Origin of the sequence: Paenibacillus amylolyticus (genome assembly GCF_001570725.1) — a bacterium.
GTDB lineage: Bacteria > Bacillota > Bacilli > Paenibacillales > Paenibacillaceae > Paenibacillus > Paenibacillus amylolyticus_A.
The window spans coordinates 53,713-67,340 of the sequence record NZ_BCNV01000007.1 but is presented as its reverse complement, the minus strand read 5'-3'; the positions used below and the strand labels follow the sequence as shown (position 1 = coordinate 67,340).

General features: G+C 47.3%; 12 protein-coding genes. 10 read left to right on the top strand and 2 right to left on the bottom strand.

The features are described from left to right. Nucleotides 1-135: 135 nt before the first annotated feature. The 3 genes from PAHA3_RS25145 to PAHA3_RS25135 all read left to right on the top strand — a co-directional run bounded on the left by PAHA3_RS25145 (nt 136) and on the right by PAHA3_RS25135 (nt 5,483). On the top strand, nt 136-2,472 hold the full coding sequence (locus PAHA3_RS25145) for a rhamnogalacturonan lyase (RefSeq protein ID WP_062837559.1): 2,337 nt from the start codon (nt 136-138) through the stop codon (nt 2,470-2,472). A 302-nt stretch (nt 2,473-2,774) separates the two neighbouring features. Then, nucleotides 2,775-3,788 (top strand): AraC family transcriptional regulator, encoded by a 1,014-nt coding sequence (locus tag PAHA3_RS25140; RefSeq protein WP_062837409.1) that lies wholly within the window; start codon nt 2,775-2,777, stop codon nt 3,786-3,788. A gap of 189 nt (nt 3,789-3,977) precedes the next feature. Next, on the top strand, nt 3,978-5,483 hold the full coding sequence (locus PAHA3_RS25135; protein WP_062837408.1) for an alpha-glucosidase/alpha-galactosidase: 1,506 nt from the start codon (nt 3,978-3,980) through the stop codon (nt 5,481-5,483). A gap of 113 nt (nt 5,484-5,596) precedes the next feature. Here PAHA3_RS25135 and PAHA3_RS25130 read toward each other — a convergent pair whose 3' ends face one another. Continuing rightward, nucleotides 5,597-6,145: a hypothetical protein gene (locus PAHA3_RS25130; protein WP_062837407.1), complete on the bottom strand. Its 549-nt coding sequence runs from the start codon at nt 6,143-6,145 to the stop codon at nt 5,597-5,599. A gap of 155 nt (nt 6,146-6,300) precedes the next feature. Between PAHA3_RS25130 and PAHA3_RS25125 the strand changes: the two genes are divergently transcribed. The 7 genes from PAHA3_RS25125 (at nt 6,301) to PAHA3_RS25090 (ending at nt 11,279) form a co-directional block, all read left to right on the top strand. After that, nucleotides 6,301-6,660, top strand: a complete 360-nt coding sequence (locus PAHA3_RS25125) for a PadR family transcriptional regulator (protein ID WP_062837406.1) — start codon at nt 6,301-6,303, stop codon at nt 6,658-6,660. Next, nucleotides 6,657-7,352, top strand: coding sequence for a permease prefix domain 1-containing protein (locus PAHA3_RS25120; protein ID WP_062837405.1), 696 nt, complete (start codon nt 6,657-6,659; stop codon nt 7,350-7,352). Before PAHA3_RS25125 ends, PAHA3_RS25120 begins: the two co-directional genes overlap by 4 nt. Beyond that, on the top strand, nt 7,349-7,906 hold the full coding sequence (locus PAHA3_RS25115; protein ID WP_062837404.1) for a DUF4825 domain-containing protein: 558 nt from the start codon (nt 7,349-7,351) through the stop codon (nt 7,904-7,906). Before PAHA3_RS25120 ends, PAHA3_RS25115 begins: the two co-directional genes overlap by 4 nt. 132 nt (nt 7,907-8,038) lie before the next feature. Continuing rightward, the gene (locus PAHA3_RS25110) at nt 8,039-8,809 is read left to right on the top strand and encodes an amino acid ABC transporter substrate-binding protein (protein ID WP_036606344.1); all 771 of its coding nucleotides are present in this window, start codon (nt 8,039-8,041) and stop codon (nt 8,807-8,809) included. A 112-nt stretch (nt 8,810-8,921) separates the two neighbouring features. Next, entirely contained in the window at nt 8,922-9,581 is a 660-nt protein-coding gene (locus tag PAHA3_RS25105; protein WP_062837403.1) for an amino acid ABC transporter permease, read from the top strand. Nucleotides 9,582-9,614: 33 nt separating this feature from the next. Continuing rightward, nucleotides 9,615-10,370 carry an amino acid ABC transporter ATP-binding protein gene (locus PAHA3_RS25100; protein WP_062837402.1) on the top strand — a complete coding sequence of 252 codons (756 nt, stop codon included), beginning with the start codon at nt 9,615-9,617 and terminating at the stop codon, nt 10,368-10,370. Between the two features lie 564 nt (nt 10,371-10,934). Then, entirely contained in the window at nt 10,935-11,279 is a 345-nt protein-coding gene (locus tag PAHA3_RS25090) for a DUF4190 domain-containing protein (RefSeq protein ID WP_153028301.1), read from the top strand. Between the two features lie 128 nt (nt 11,280-11,407). On the opposite strand, the gene PAHA3_RS25085 is transcribed toward PAHA3_RS25090, so the two are convergent. Beyond that, nucleotides 11,408-13,594, bottom strand: a complete 2,187-nt coding sequence (locus PAHA3_RS25085) for a YhgE/Pip domain-containing protein (RefSeq protein ID WP_062837399.1) — start codon at nt 13,592-13,594, stop codon at nt 11,408-11,410. Nucleotides 13,595-13,628: the final 34 nt, after the last annotated feature.

Here is a 13,628-nt window from a genome sequence, read left to right as displayed (position 1 = left end):
TCCAATCATCATCGTTGTGTATATGCGTCACCTATTCTGTCTCAAGGAGCGTGAAGGTGGATGAACTCAGAAACAACAGCGCCGGTACATAAAGGATCGGCTTCAGGTCTGCAATCAGGACGCAGGAAGGCACGTATGCCGCTTGCAGCCAAGGTGCTCTCTTCGGCACTCAGCGTAGCTTTGCTTGTTGGGGGAACAGCGGGGATTACCGGAGCAGAAGCTTCGAACGGTAGTGGGGCGACGGAGGCTAGCCTGCAATCACATAAGGGGGGCAGTCACGTGAAAGAGATTCAACTGGAATATCTGGATCGGGGTCTCGTGGCTGCATCCACATCCGAAGGTGTGTTTCTCAGCTGGAGATTGCTTGGTGACGAGGCCACAGGATATAGCGACAAAGGGCTGACAGGTACGGACTTCAACGTCTATCGTGATGGCAAAAAGATCGCTACCGTCACGGACAGCACCAACTATGTAGATGCCGCGGGCAAATCTTCTTCCCGTTATGAAGTGGCAGCGGTGAACAAGAAGGGCAAGGAGAGTAAACGCAGTGCATCCGTCAAACCTTGGGCGAACGGCTACGTGGATATTCCACTGCAAAAACCCGCCGATGGTGTGACGCCTGCTGGAGAAGCTTATACGTATTCCGCCAATGACATGAGCGTAGGTGATGTAGACGGGGATGGCCAGTATGAGTTTTTCGTGAAGTGGGACCCTTCCAACGCCAAGGACGTATCGCAAAAAGGGTACACTGGTAAAACCTACATTGATGCGTACACCTTGGACGGTCAGCTGTTGTACCGGATCGATCTTGGGGTCAATATCCGTGCGGGTGCTCATTATACACAGCTGCTCGTTTATGATTTTGACGGGGATGGCAAGGCCGAGATGATGTTCAAGACCGCTCCGGGCACGAAGATTATCAAATATAACAAAAAAGGAAAAGTAACATCCGAGAAGTACATCACGCTTCCGAAGCAGGATCGCAAGGCAGGATACTCGAACGAAGATGATTATCGCTTAAGTGCGGATGGTTACTATGATCACGTGGTGGATATGTTCAAAAACTGGCATAAACACGACGAGGTTGTGAAGGGGAACTGGCCTGCGACATTGGAAGAGGCTTTTGGAATCGAGAAAAAATATAATTACCCATTATCTCAGCAGGATGCCGAAAGTCTGGCCGACTACTTCATTGATGTATATGCGGTAGAACGCAGTAATCGAAATGAGCTGCGCAAGTTCGAAGGTTTTATCGTGGATGGACCGGAGTATGTTACGGTATTTGAAGGCAAATCAGGCAAAGAGCTGGAGACCATTCCATATGAACCCGAGCGTCATGACGATGGCCTGATGTGGGGCGATTATGCCATGGCACGGATTGAACCGGGGAATCGGGTGGACCGTTTCCTTGCAGGTGTGGCCTATTTGGATGGCAAGAAACCGTCTGCTATATTTGCACGCGGATACTATACACGTTCGACGATGGTTGCCTACAATTGGGACGGCAAGAAGCTGAAAAAGGAATGGAAATTGGACAGCGGCTGGACACCAATGAAGAACCCATTCAATGACGGACCGCACGGTGTGGATGGTACAGATCCGCAGTATGGCTCCATCACAACTCAGGGAGCGCACTATTTCAGTGTGGCGGATGTGGATGGTGACGGCAAACAGGAGATTATCTATGGCTCCGCTACGATTGATCATGATGGCAGCGTGTTGTACAGCTCCACAGACCTGATGCCTGCCGAAAGTGCTGCACCGGGAACCATTGCCCGTCTGGGTCATGGGGATGCTCTTCATGTGGCAGACATCGACCCAGATCGTCCGGGACTGGAGATCTTCATGGTACATGAGGGTGGTCCGTGGGCACCGTACGGCTATTCCCTGCGTGATGCGAAGACTGGAGAAGTGATCTATGGCGGATACACGGGGAAAGATACCGGACGCGGCATGGTGGGTGATGTTGATCCGACTCGCCGTGGGCTGGAGACATGGGCTGTAGGTTTGTGGACAGCGACTGGTGAAAAAATCAGTGATCAGGCACCGGGCACGAATATGAATATCCGCTGGGCTGGCGATATGACGACACAGATCGTAGATGGTGCCATCGACGTCACGCCTACAATCAAAGACTGGAATCGTGGCACGTTGCTGACGGCAACAGGCACATTGACCAACAATCACACCAAAGGTACACCTTCTCTCGTAGCTGATATTTTCGGGGATTGGCGGGAAGAAATGTTGGTGAGAACCACGGACAGTTCCGCGATCCGCATCTATCTGAGTACCGAGAAAACGGACCGCAAGTTGTATACGCTGATGCATGATGCGATGTATCGTGTGGGCATTGCTGGACAGAACAGTGGATATAACCAGCCTTCCTATCCGTCCTTCTACATGGCATCGGATATTGACTGGTCGAAAGTAACGCTGCCTAAGTTCTACACGCCAGGTAAGGGCGGAAAGTAAGCAGGCCAGAGTAATAATAGGTAGCAATAGCAACATCACATGTGTTCATGATCAGTCTGAACATAAAGCAGTGTCGTTAGTATTATGTGTTTGCATCGAAGCATAGAAGCTCTGGAATTCCATTGTGTCTCGCACATGGAGTTTCAGAGCTTTTTCACATAAGGATCTGCGGATAAAGCTTGGCGTTTTCCCAGAGCCATCCACGTTACATCATTCTTTTACCTCCAGTTTTTATTCAACCTATAGAATTGCTACAATAGAGAAAAGTGAGGATCGATCGTTGTCGGAATGGAGGTATGGATATGAGCATCGCGAAGCGCTGGACAGGAAGCCTGTATCAGGAGGCATTGCGAACAGAGGATTGCGGGCCGCGTTTCTACGCGTACTATTACAAGCAATGGGACAACTATCGTATGTCCTATCACCATCATGATTCGACGGAGATCATGTATATTATTTCGGGAATGTGCCGGGTGGATGTGCAGATGCCGGATGGGAGTTCGGAGCAGGCCGTTTTGAAAAAAGGACAGTTCATTATGCTCGATGCAGGTGTCCCGCACCGTTTGCTGGTGGAAGATAGCGTGCCTTGCCGGATGCTCAATGTGGAGTTTGGATTCTCAGGCTCACCTTCTGGACAGCTATCGATCCGTCAGCTCGCGTTGGAAGAGGAGGAAGTCCATACTCTACTCACTAATGCATCGCCATATCTGGTACTGCCTGACCCGGAAGAGGTGTATCACATTATGAAAAGTCTGGTGCTGGAACTCGATCAGCGGGGTCTGCTGGAGCAAGGAAGATCGAACATGCCGATGAAGATCATTCCGCCAGAGGAAAGGTTGCAGCACCGCGAAGCCCGGAATCTAACGTCCCCTGAACAGGGCATGCTGGTGCGTACATTGTTCATCCAGTTGCTGGTTCGTGTTGCGCGTCTGCGCGGAGAAATGAGTCGTAGTGCATCAGATCAGGCGGAGCTGTATGTCAAACGAACGATTGAATTCATGCATCACAATATGGACCGCAACATTCAGATGAAGGATATCGCGGCAGACGTCAATCTGCATCCGGGCTATTTACATCGCATTTTTCGTCAGCACACGCAGCGGACACCGACCGACTACCTGACCATGCTTCGAATGGAGAAGGCTAAGATGCTGCTTCAGCAGACGAATATTCCGATTTCGGAAATCTCTGACTATGTTGGAGTAGGCAGTCGTCAGTATTTTCATATGTTGTTCAAGAAATATACAGGTCGTACGCCGGTTGAATTTCGTTCCTCTATGGAACGACATGTCAGTCAGTACCCACCGGATGAATAGGCCAATTGCTTGTTATTTTCGAATACAACGGATTAGTGGATATGTTTCGTAAAAGTTAGGATTTTTGACAACAAGATCGTGAACAGGTCATGATTTTGATAACGCTTCCCCTTTCGCCGTTGGTACAATGATTTCATGAAGAGAGTCATTAACCGAAGCGAAAGATTAGGATTAGGGGAGGATATAGGTATGTCGTTTAAAGTGGCGTTTATCGGGGCAGGAAGTATCGGATTTACACGGGGATTGCTAAGGGATTTGCTCACGGTACCGGAGTTTAACAACATTGAAATTGCGTTCTGCGATATTAGCCAGCACAATCTGGACATGGTGACTGAGCTGTGTCAGCGGGATATCCGTGAGAATGGATTGAATATTCAGATTCAGCCGACAACGGATCGTAAAGAAGCATTGAAAGATGCGAAGTATGTACTATGTACGATTCGTGTCGGGGGACTGGAAGCATTTGCAACCGATGTGGATATTCCACTTAAATATGGGGTAGATCAATGTGTCGGCGATACGCTGTGTGCAGGCGGCATTATGTACGGACAACGCGGAATCGCCGAGATGCTGGATATCTGTAAAGATATTCGTGAACAGAGCGCACCGGACGTGCTGCTCTTGAACTATTCCAATCCGATGGCGATGCTCACATGGGCTTGCAACAAGTACGGCGGTGTGCGGACGATCGGATTGTGTCATGGCGTACAGCATGGTCATCATCAGATTGCGGAAGCTTTTGGCTTGAAAAAGAGTGAAGTGGATATTATCTGTGCCGGCATCAACCATCAGACATGGTATATTCAGGCTTCTCATGAGGGCAAAGACCTTACAGGTGATCTGCTCGAAGCCTTCGAGAAACATCCGGAGTACAGCCGCACCGAGAAAGTGCGGATTGATATGCTGCGCCGCTTTGGGTACTACAGTACGGAATCGAATGGTCATCTGAGTGAATATGTGCCATGGTACCGCAAACGTCCGGAAGAGATCAACGACTGGATCGACCTCGGCAACTGGATCAACGGAGAGACGGGTGGATATTTGCGTGTGTGTACCGAGGGGCGCAACTGGTTCGAGACTGATTTTCCAAACTGGATGAAGGATGAACCGATGCAATTCATTCCGGAAAAACGGGGCGAGGAGCACGGTTCATACATTATTGAAGGGCTGGAGACGGGACGTGTCTATCGTGGACATTTCAATACCGTTAATAATGGGGTAATCTCCAACCTGCCGGATGATGCGATTATTGAAGCGCCGGGGTATGTGGATCGCAACGGCATCTCCATGCCGCATGTAGGCGATCTGCCACTTGGACCAGCCGCGGTATGTAATGTGAGCATTTCCGTGCAACGTCTTGCCGTTGAAGCAGCGGTGAACGGAGACGACAAGTTACTTCGTCAGGCGTTCATGATGGACCCGCTTGTGGGTGCCGTATGTAATCCGAAAGAGATCTGGCAGATGGTCGACGAGATGCTAGTTGCACAGGCCCAGTGGTTGCCACAGTACGGAGCTGCGATTGCTGCCGCAGAAGCAAGACTTGCTGGTGGAAATCTTATTCCGACGAAGGAATATGAAGGTGCTGCACGTCTCAAGGTGAAAACCGTTGAAGAGATGCAGCAGGATCGCGATGCTGCCAACAAAAACGCGGGCGAATCCGATAAAGGGAAAGATCGCGAGAAAGTGCAGCAATAGTGTTGAGTGAGAGTAGTAGCTTACAAGAATATAGAAAAGATAGAAGCAAATAGAAACATAGAAACAGGCCAGCTACTCCGAATGGAGGGTTTGGCCTGTTTTACATGTGTAAATCAGTTCGTTTCCGTGATCTGTACACTAAAAGCAAATGAGGTACTCCCAAGACTGACTTGTTGATCTTCTTTTGAAGACCAATTTACAAATGCGCTGTAATAATAAATTCCCGTTTCTTGCGGAAGGTGAAATGTACCATCCTGTGAAGAAATCTCACGAGTCTGGTCACCGACGTATTCATACATCATTACGTTGTCGGGGGGAATTGGAATATCCATCTCAATGGTCAATTTTTCTCCTGCAAGAACCGGAGTTGGCGTTGTTCCTTCCAACATGGTGATCCCACCGACATAATCAGCACATTTACTGCCCCAGCAATAGCTGCTTTGAACAGCGGGAACGGAAATACCACTTGCAGTCTGGATAATCGGAGTAGGTAGTTCCTTTGGCAAAGTGGGGTCTGGTTCCAGTTTTTTTTGGTGATCTGCTGGGGCAGAGGAGGATTCGTTGGTACTGTTAATTGGAGTAGTGTTACAGCCGGACAACAGGAGAACTGTTGTAAGAAACATAAGTGAGATGAACGTCTGCATTCTAGTTAGCGATTTCATTCTATTACCCTCCCTAATATCTTCCAGACGAAGATAAGGGGATAAAGGTTGCTTTGCTAGTTAAGGATATACTACATGATGCATATTACCTTTACAGACATAGTAATATGTCTTATAGTATACGCAGGATTGAAGAAAGTCGGTGAAACTCGCAGATGGATGTGCAAGTGATTAACAGTGATCTGATTCGGGGCAATATTGACCCTATCATTCTGAGTGTACTTATACCCTCTGATAACTATGGCTACAGCATTATTAAGGAAATCTATCGCAAGAGTGGAGAGCAGTTTGAATTGAAGGAACCCACGCTTTATTCCAGTTTGAAGAGGCTGGAGAAGAGTGGATATGTGGAGTCCTACTGGGGGGAAGAGACGCAGGGAGGACGACGCAAATATTACCGAATTACAACGCAAGGCCTTAAAGCCTATAGAGAGCAGGTTCATGCTTGGCAAGCAGCCAAGGCACTGATTGATTGCATGATTGTCACTGGAGAAAAAGGAGATGAAGACCTATGAGATTGGAAGCTCGCATCACTCGTCATGTGAATCGTTTGTTCGCTCACGCACAAGATACATTAGACAATCGGGAATTAAAAGAAGAGATTCACAGCAATCTCGCTGCGCGGATTGACGATTATATCTCGCAGGGTATGAGTGAAGAGAAGGCGTTCCAGACCGCCATTCAGCATATCGCTGGTATGGATGAAGTGATGAGTGACCATCGAAGGGTACAACGTGTTCCTTACTGGACAGCGTTGTTGCAGTCTGCTCTAATTTATAGCCTCATAGCCTGGATCATTACCATTCCAATGAGAGTGCTGATGCAAGGCTCCGCCATAAACAACCTGCTTATGATCGTGAGTCTCATAGTTGGTGGCATGTATGTATTGTATCTGTTGATCAACAAGTCGAATGATTCTGCAACTTCCGTGAAAACCACGGTTATTCGAATCCCTGCATTAGTGCAGTGGAATCGCAGAATATGGTGGTTGTGGGCGGCATTAATACTCGTACTATGGGGGACGCAGGCAGCGTTGCGATTCGGAAGCAACATCTGGTTTAATCGACCCATTCAGGTGGATGGACCCTACCAGTTTGCTGTGATCGTCATTGCCTTTGCCATCCCATTACTGAGTGTTATCATTCCTTTGGTAGTGCATCGGGCGTATCGGATCGTTAGCAAGTATGAAGTGAGTGATGTGTTATGAGAATTAGAAACATATGGATTATAACACTTGTTGTGTTGGGCAGCATTGGCTTAGTGATTGTTGAAGGCTTCGTTAATCCGAAGATCGAGGCGAAGCAGGCTCGGTACGAGGAAGAGCAGCAGAATCCGCTGACACATGATTTTGCCGCTTTAGCCAAATATCGCAGTCCCTACATGGGTGATAATTCAAACCTGAGTCATCTGAATCAGGCTTTACCTTTACGTGAAAGATTGAATGGTTACCAACTGTACCCGGAGACTTTCACGGCTCAAGTGAATTATAGCTTGGATACGCGTGAGATGGATGCAGAGGAACTTGAGCGGATACTCGTATATAATGCGGTTGCGAACTTTGTTATGATCGATAATCTGGAGCAGGTCGTCTACCAGTTAGAGAATACCAGCTATACCTTACGTCGTGAATCCACCCAACAATGGACAGGTACGGAATTAAAGAAGCTTCAGAACCCGGAGTTATGGAATTCGACTGTACGCGAGAAGCTGGTGGAATCGGCACAAGTGAAAGAGGTTTTTTCACAGATTGTTGACAATTAAGCTGCACGAAATAGAAGGAAATAGGCAAGAGACTCGACTCTTCTCCCATGCTATGTTATTATAAATCTCTGATAACGTGGTAACGAACTAAAGCGTTTGGGTTTTGGTTATAGACATGGAGGGGTTCGAGAGATGAGAAAAAAAGCGATTCTACTATTATTCATTAGTATATGTGTATTGATTGTGGCTGGTTGTTCCAGTTCCGCAAGCAAAGACGATAATACGATTGTTGTAGGCATTGACGACAAGTTTGCTCCAATGGGTTTCCGAGACGAGCAGAATGAAATTGTTGGTTTTGATATTGATTACGCAAGAGCTGCAGCGGAGAAAATGGGTAAAGAAATCACATTTCAGCCAATCGACTGGTCTTCCAAAGAATCAGAGCTGAACAGTGGCCGGATCGATATGATCTGGAACGGGTACACCATTACGGATGAGCGCAAAGAGAAAGTGCTCTTCACGAAGCCGTATCTGGAAAACAGTCAGGTAGCTATTACCTTGGCAGATTCACCAATTACGAAGTTGGATGAACTCGACGGCAAAAATGTGGGATTGCAGGCGCTGTCCTCCGCGGCAGATGCACTGGCAGCAAGTCCGCTGAAGGATAAAGTCAAAGCTTCTGAATTTAAGGATAACGTACTTGCTCTGACGGATCTGAAGACAAAACGTCTGGATGCGGTCATCATTGATGAAGTGGTAGCGAGATACTACATGTCCAAAGAAGAGGGAACATTCAAACTGATGGATGAATCTCTTGCACCGGAACAATATGGCATTGGTATCAAAAAAGGAAATGAAGAGCTTTTGAATCAGCTGCAAAAAGCGCTGGATGAGTTGAATGCGGACGGAACAGCGGCTAAAATCTCCACTCAATGGTTGGGTGAAGATAAGGTTCTGAAATAGGCAGGTTATACACCTGATATATAGTTAGAAACAAAACGGACCCCGTATTCCACGCTGGAGCGATTCATGCCCCAGAGGAATGCGGGGTTAACAGATTAGAGGAGACAAAACAATGAGTTGGGATTATCTATCGACCATTTTAAAACCGATGTTAGAGGGTGCGCAGACCACCATTTTCATGTTCTTGCTCGCGATCGTGCTATCCGTGCCGCTTGGATTTGTAGTTACGCTGGCGATGAGAAGCCAAATTAAACCGCTGGCGTGGATTGCCCATACGTATGTATATGTGATGCGAGGAACACCACTGCTGCTCCAAATTCTATTCTTCTGCTTCGGTTTACCGTTGCTTCCGGTGATTGGAGAGTATCTGGTGTTTGATCGTTTTGTTGCAGCGGGGATTGCGTTCATCCTAAACTATGCGGCGTACTTCGCTGAAATCTTCAGGGGCGGACTGCTTTCCATTGATAAAGGGCAACATGAGGCAGCGAAGGTACTTGGGTTAACAAAGTGGCAAACGATGACTAAAGTCATTATTCCTCAGATGATCCGTGTAGTATTGCCTGCAACGGCCAATGAGTCCATTACGCTCATCAAGGATACGGCACTGCTCTATGCCGTGGCTGTACCTGAGCTGTTGTATTACGCCCAAGCGGCGGTAAATCGCGACATACAGCTGTTACCTTTCTTCGTGGCAGCGGTGATGTATCTGCTCATGACACTCGTACTCACGGTGCTGTTCAAGGCACTTGAGAAGCGCTTTTCATTTGAATAAATTAAATCTGATCAATCAAAGGACTGTCTGCATATGACACATATAATAGAAGTAAAAGAGTTGAGAAAATCTTTCGGTACCCTTGATGTGCTGAAGCAGGTATCCTTCAACGTGGAACCAGGCGAAGTAATTGCCGTCATCGGGCCTTCGGGTTCGGGGAAAAGTACGATGCTGCGCAGCCTGATTCATCTGGAGGATATTTCGGGCGGAACGATTCGCATTCAGGATCAGACGTTGGTCGATAATGGCCGTTACGCGGGTGCCGCAGATATTCGCAAGATGACGGATCGTATGGGTATGGTGTTCCAGCATTTCAACCTGTTCCCGCATCTGACCGTACAGGCTAATCTGGAACTCGCACCGAAGACTTTGAAAAAAGAAAGTTCAAGCGTCATCAGGCATCGCAGTCTGGAATTACTCGGCAAAGTAGGACTGTCGGACAAGGCTGATGTCTATCCAGCCAATCTATCCGGTGGACAGAAACAGCGTGTTGCCATTGCTCGTGCACTGATGATGCAACCCGACATTCTCCTGTTCGATGAGCCTACATCGGCACTCGATCCCGAACTGACGGGAGAAGTGCTGCGTGTCATCAAACAGCTTGCGCAGGAAAACATGACCATGATGATTGTTACGCATGAGATGGGCTTTGCCCGTGACGTTGCGGATCGTGTATTTTTCATGGATAACGGGGAGATCGCAGAGTCGGGTCCGCCAGAACAGATCTTTGGCAATCCAAAGCTCGCACGTACCCGGACGTTTTTGCAGCGGGTGGAAGTGGAAGGATAGAAGAAACTTCAAATCTAAGAAACGTAGAAAGAACGCAATCCTATGAGTAATAAGGGAGTGCGTTCTTTTTTTAATAATAGCTTATGCCCACAGGTATATATTCCAGATCATCAATACCAGCGTCAACACGATATAAGTTACTACATTCCAACGTGTTCGCATTCGATAAGTGGTGTAACTCATGATTCCAAACAAAACAATACTAAAAGATAATACAGCTACATTATTTCGATAAAGAGCAATAAGTAGAAGCATCATAATCATAAGTATATTCATGACTTTATCGATTTTCATCTGAGTTAATCCCCCAATGTAATCCAAAAAGTACTACTATAATAATATCTGTATGTTAGAGGTATTATTTATTTGTATCATCACAGTGAAAACAGGTTCTAAACTTCATATACTTGAAGTACAATGTGTAAGCTTACGATTTCAACTATATATCCAGGATGATGGTAATAAAATAAATCTTATAAAAACTCATAATTAACAAAATATGGAGTTCTCTATTTCTATTAATCGATTATAATGAATATACTTAATAAACAGGGAGGATTTACCTTGGAACATCGCGAAAATGATGTGGATCGTTATTATAACGACACATTGTCACCACCGCCTTATGTAGCACCAGCCAAGACCAATAGCAAGTCGATTGTATCACTAGTTTTGGGGATTTTGTCCCTTACCATTCCTTACTTAGGATTCTTAATCGGAATCGTCGCTATCATATTTGCATCTTTAGCTTTCAAAGAAATCAGAATTCGTATGGAGCAAGGAAAAGGATTAGCCATTGCTGGTCTGGTATGTGGAATCATAGGCACAGCAATTTATACAGTCCTTATTGTGCTCTTTCTATTTGTAACCATGATTTTTGTTGGCGCTGATTCTTACTCTACATACTAGGAATATAAAGTTAGCAAACTTAGATTGTATCTCAAACTAAAAAAGCAAAGGCGTACCTTAGCCAACACCTCTGTTGTCCAGAAGAGGGTAGAGCATAGGTGAACGCCTTTGCTTTTTATTTTACTTTTCTACAATTGAATTACGACTTCACTGCTGACGTTTTCGTTCTCCGTGGTGCGATGCATCAGGAAATACGTTAAGGTTCCTCCGAGACCAATCACAGCAAAGATACACAGAATGCCGATCTGATCCCAAGCCACGCCGAACTGTCCACTTGAGATGACTGCTTTATAACCCGTTACGGAATAGGTCATAGGCAACCATGGGTTAAACACCTTCAACCAGTTTGGAATCAGTTCGAGCGGGAAGGTGCCCGCGCTGGTCGTAAGCTGGAAGATCAGCATCAGAATCGCGAGGAATCGTCCCGGGTTTTCCAGCCAAGTCACCAGTGCCTGAATGATGTACATGAAGCTTAGACTGGTAACAAAGCTGAACAAGAGGAACAATGGAATGCTCTGAACATTAAGACCCAAACCGTACAAGACTAGCCATGAAGCAAGCAGGGACTGTACAGCACTCATGAGCGTGAAAGCCAGCGTTTTACTCACAAAACGATTCCAGCCACTTGCCTCGCTAACCGTGCTGCCGCGTGTTGGCACAACCAATGTCGCAATCAATGCCCCGACAAACAGCCCGAGGGACAGGAAGTATGGTGAGAATCCTGTACCGTAGTTAGGTACCTCGTTATATTTATGCTCATCGACCTGAACAGGCTCTGCATACATGGTTACCAGTTCATCGGTCTTTTTCACACTACCCGTCTGCTCAGCCGCTTCATTCAGTTTGGTGGCAAGTTCGCCAGAGCCATCTGTTAGCTTAAGCGTACCTTCTTTTAATTGACCGGCGCCGTCATCGAGCTTATGTGAGCCATCTGCAAGGGTTGAGATTCCGTCTGTAAGCTGGCTTACACCCGTAACCAACTTGCCTGCACCAGCAGTCAATTGACCTGAACCATCCGCCAGTTTGGCTCCTCCAGCGGCTGCTTCGGATAATTTGGAATTGAACTGTTGTAGACCACTCGTAAGCTTTTCTTGTCCGGCGGATAACTGGGTAGCTCCTTGCACAAGTTGTTGTTCACCCTGTACCAACTGGCTACTGCCTTGGTGCAGTTGTTGTTGTGCAGCATACAGGTTTTGGCTGCCTGCCACTAATTGCTGTCCACCCTGATACACTTGTTCGCTGCCAGTGGCTACAGCCTGACTTGCTGCCAGGAGTTGCTGCACAGCAGGACTTGCGGCCAGTTCCGGGCTGGCTTCAGCTAATTGGGCGAGCCCTTGTGCAACTGCTTTGGCACCCTCGCTAACTTTAGCGCTGCCCTCAACAGAACTTTGCAGCCCAGCCGTCAGCTTCGCACTGCCTTCCTCGGAAGCCGCCAGTCCTGCATCCAGCCTGGCTGCGCCTTCCTGAGCAGATTGAAGGCCCGCCTGTAGCTGTTTGCCGCCTGTTTCGGCTTGGGTTGCTCCATCACTCAGCTTCGTGCCTGCTGCTGCCAATTGGGACAGTCCACTGGACAGGGCACTCGCGCCAGTATGGAGATCACCAATGCCTTGGGCCAGAGTAGATGTACCTTCCTTTAACGGAACTAGGCCCGTTTCGAGCTTATCGGTTCCTGCGGCCAGTTTAGAGAGGTTCTCTTTTAATGTAGCAGCACCCTCATCCAGCTTAAGCGCACCATCATGAATCTGACCTGCGCCATCCCCGGCATCCGCCAAACCGCCAGAGATTTTTTCTACCTGATCTAATAGCGTTTCGGTATACGATTCTGTGACTTTGGCAGCGACTTTGGAGCGAATTTGTTTGACCGCCGTCCCGCCAATCTGACCTGCGAGGAAGTTGTATCCTTCATTGGGTTCATAGATCAGATCTGCCGGCTCAGGGTGCTCATCCATCAGGGTTGTTGCTTTGGTGGAAAAGTCCTCAGGAATCACAATTGTCATATAATACGTGTTGTCTTGCATACCTTTTTCTGCTTGTTCACGAGTCACGAATTGCCAGTCGAAATCATCGCTTTTTTTCAATTCATCAACCAGATTCTGACCGACCTCCAGTGATTTGTCGTTGTAGATTGCGCCCTGATCCGTGTTGACCACAGCCACAGGTAACTCATTCATTTTGCCATAGGGGTCCCAGAATGCGTTCAGGAACAGGCCACTATACAGCACCGGAATGAACAGTACAACGAGAATTGGAATAAATACTTTTGGTTTCTTGAAGGCGGACTTCAGATCCTGCCCAAATACGTGGAATGATTTCATCATGTTCTCTCCCTATCCTTACGCTCATCCGTTT

What these genes read in the sequence shown, in the direction of transcription:
- PAHA3_RS25145 (WP_062837559.1), top strand. Translation starts at nt 136, where the DNA reads ATGCCGCTTGCAGCCAAGGTGCTCTCTTCGGCACTCAGCGTAGCTTTG.
- PAHA3_RS25140 (WP_062837409.1), top strand. Translation starts at nt 2,775, where the DNA reads ATGAGCATCGCGAAGCGCTGGACAGGAAGCCTGTATCAGGAGGCATTG.
- PAHA3_RS25135 (WP_062837408.1), top strand. Translation starts at nt 3,978, where the DNA reads ATGTCGTTTAAAGTGGCGTTTATCGGGGCAGGAAGTATCGGATTTACA.
- PAHA3_RS25130 (WP_062837407.1), bottom strand. Translation starts at nt 6,145, where the DNA reads ATGAAATCGCTAACTAGAATGCAGACGTTCATCTCACTTATGTTTCTT.
- PAHA3_RS25125 (WP_062837406.1), top strand. Translation starts at nt 6,301, where the DNA reads ATGGATGTGCAAGTGATTAACAGTGATCTGATTCGGGGCAATATTGAC.
- PAHA3_RS25120 (WP_062837405.1), top strand. Translation starts at nt 6,657, where the DNA reads ATGAGATTGGAAGCTCGCATCACTCGTCATGTGAATCGTTTGTTCGCT.
- PAHA3_RS25115 (WP_062837404.1), top strand. Translation starts at nt 7,349, where the DNA reads ATGAGAATTAGAAACATATGGATTATAACACTTGTTGTGTTGGGCAGC.
- PAHA3_RS25110 (WP_036606344.1), top strand. Translation starts at nt 8,039, where the DNA reads ATGAGAAAAAAAGCGATTCTACTATTATTCATTAGTATATGTGTATTG.
- PAHA3_RS25105 (WP_062837403.1), top strand. Translation starts at nt 8,922, where the DNA reads ATGAGTTGGGATTATCTATCGACCATTTTAAAACCGATGTTAGAGGGT.
- PAHA3_RS25100 (WP_062837402.1), top strand. Translation starts at nt 9,615, where the DNA reads ATGACACATATAATAGAAGTAAAAGAGTTGAGAAAATCTTTCGGTACC.
- PAHA3_RS25085 (WP_062837399.1), bottom strand. Translation starts at nt 13,594, where the DNA reads ATGAAATCATTCCACGTATTTGGGCAGGATCTGAAGTCCGCCTTCAAG.